General features: G+C 29.5%; 2 protein-coding genes and 1 pseudogene. All 3 read right to left on the bottom strand.

Annotated features, from left to right (window positions below; translation table 11 throughout):
• The coding region (locus FLACOL7796_RS24425; RefSeq protein WP_173973369.1) for a hypothetical protein at window positions 1-559 on the bottom strand (559 nt) is incomplete at its 3' end.
• Window positions 560-825: 266 nt separating this feature from the next.
• Complete coding sequence (locus tag FLACOL7796_RS24420) at window positions 826-1,296, bottom strand: hypothetical protein (protein ID WP_173973368.1); 471 nt, start codon at window positions 1,294-1,296, stop codon at window positions 826-828.
• Window positions 1,297-1,298: 2 nt separating this feature from the next.
• Window positions 1,299-2,706, bottom strand: a pseudogene (locus FLACOL7796_RS24415) (hypothetical protein); the annotation flags it as partial.

The following is a 2,706-nucleotide window of genomic DNA, read 5'->3' as shown; positions in this document are numbered from 1 at the left end:
CTCTAACAACAATCCATTTTTCATTTTCTTTTTTCATAATTACAACTTGTGGCTGATTACTACCAAAAAATGATGCTATATTGAAATAAAACATAACGTATTTTTTATCCATATAATACATCGGCTCAGATATCATTACAACAACTTCTATTTTACTATTTATATATTTATCATGAAATGCAGAGCCAAATAAACCTTTTTTACTTTCTAATATGAAGTCATATTTAGGAAAGTTTTCTTTTTTCCAATATCTTTTTATTGAATCATATGCGTATTCTTGATACATTTTTTTCCAATGTTTCTCTACAAATAAACCGTCTCTATAATCTATAGGGACATTGGGTTCTCCAACATGATCAGGTCCTTCTGATCCATTAAAAATTCTTAAAGCCTGTTTGTTTGAAGCTTTATCAGCTTGTAGAATGAACTTCTTGTCCTGAACTATTCTCTGAGTTTCTAAAAATATATTGATAGGCTCGTAACTTTCCAGATATTGTGCACTGGCACATGATAACATGAAAAAAGAGATTATTATAAATATTGTTCTTAATTGCTTCATAATTGTTACTTTTTACAAGGTGTTCCTATTGGAGAATAAATACTATATACATCTCCTCTTTTTTCTGTAATTATCCTGATAGCGCGGATTTGCAATCCGTGCCCGCAAAGAGAATCATCTTTTTAACAACACAAAGTATTGTGTCTCAATGTTGCGGGCACGGATTACAAATCCGCGCTATCGAACGTGAAGGTATATCCGCGCGATCTGGGTTACAAATCTGATCTATAGAATGGGTTTCAGATTAACTTATTATCTGATAAAATTTAAAAACTTGAATCTTGAAAATTAACCTCATATTTGATTATTTTATTAGATTTTACTTTTTCAAGAACATATATTTTAAAAAATGAATTATAGCCTCCAGGAGGATAGAGAAGTTTAACCTTGTTTTTGCTTTCTACTTCCTTTTTTTTATTTTTAAAAAATGCAATTGCATCATTCTCTAATTCCGCAGGGTTTTCTAAGCTTATTTTTTTTAGAATATCAACAGAACAAGTGTCACTACTATTATTTTTTGCATCAAACTTAAATAGCTGTTGCTTGATTTGAAAATAAATTATTTGTTTGTACTCTGTTTTACTATTGTCATTCTTGCTGGAATCGAACATTACATACTTTATCGGTTTTAAATATCTTTCTCCTCCTTTATAAAAAGAAAAATAATCAGTTGGTTTTGTTTGTGCAGTAATCGAATTAATTACTAAAAGCATTAAAAGATAAATATATTTTTTCATAATTAGTTACAATTTGAAGGTCCATTGTAAAAATTCTCATTAATTAAATTGGTGATTTTATTTTTTTCTTCAATTGATAAGTTATCCCATGCTATTGAAGTAATATTATTATCTAATTTTCCTAAACCAACCCAAGATACTGCTTCATATGTAGATCGTGGAAGTCTGTTATTGTCAAATTGTTGAATAACATTTGCGATAGTACTCCTGTAATGGTTAGCCATCATTTCATGATTCCATGTTGGTTTATATCTCTTGTAATAATAATCATATAACCCCGGAAAATTATCTTTCATTGAATTAATATAATTTACTTGCTGCTGAGGAGTCATGTTACTTCCGTCAGGCAATAATGTTCCAACTTGAGCTGCCGATAACATTTTACGGTATATTTCAGCATGAATTATTTCGTGTGCAAATACAGTTGCTTTACCTAAATCTGATAAACTATTTAATGCAGTATTACTTATTTGAATTTCAGTTATAAAATTAACAGGTAATTGAGTTTGTCCATACACATTCGTGGATAAATTATTATTAATTGTCAATTTTAGATGACTTACGGTGAAATCTCCATCAAACTTTTTAATCGCATTTTCAAAACCAGAACTAGAACTTCTGAGACTCTCATAAATGCATTTTGCTTTTCCTGTAAGTTGGTTTATAATTTCTACCACCGTTGGCGATGTAATTCCTCCATCTCCTGCATCCCAAGAATAGTAATCAACACCTCCGTAATCATTAAATCCCCCACCAAAAATATCATTACCAAATATACTAGAATATCCAAACATATCTAAGGCATGTACAGTATTACGATAATTGTTTTGTACAACAACTCCATCTGATGATGATGATGGAGTTTTACGAGTTAATGTTGGTATTTTACCTTTCTCAATATTAGTTTTTAAAGTGCTGGTATTTTCAAAAAATTGACCTACGATAATTCCATTCTTGGCTCTAAACCCACTAATAAAATTACCATCTAAAGAATAAGAAAATAACGTACCGGAAAAACTTTCCTTAGAAGAATTTTCATCAGGATACATACTAAAAATAACACTCTTAATTTCGTTATCAATTTTTAACATCAAAATCCTGTTATTTTCAAGATCATTATTTGTTGTAAAAGGAATTACAGTTAATAGCTGGTCGGTACCTTTTATTTTTTCTTGTGCAATTTTATTGAATTCAAGATTTTCGAATTCGTTGTTGGTTGATTTTGCCGAAGAATTACTTCTTGAATGCATCAGGAAATTTTTTGCTTCATCAATACTTACCGTTTCAATCTTGTTTTGTAACTGATCTGGTAAATTTTCATCGTTTTGGCAATTAAACATTAATAACGCAATAAATAATAGTATTATTACTTTTGCATGGCTTTTGGTTTTTATTTTCATAATCTTTGGT

The organism is Flavobacterium bizetiae (assembly GCF_902804475.1).
Taxonomy (GTDB): domain Bacteria; phylum Bacteroidota; class Bacteroidia; order Flavobacteriales; family Flavobacteriaceae; genus Flavobacterium; species Flavobacterium bizetiae.
Note: the sequence above shows the minus strand (reverse complement) of the source record. Positions and strands in the feature narration are given on the sequence as shown.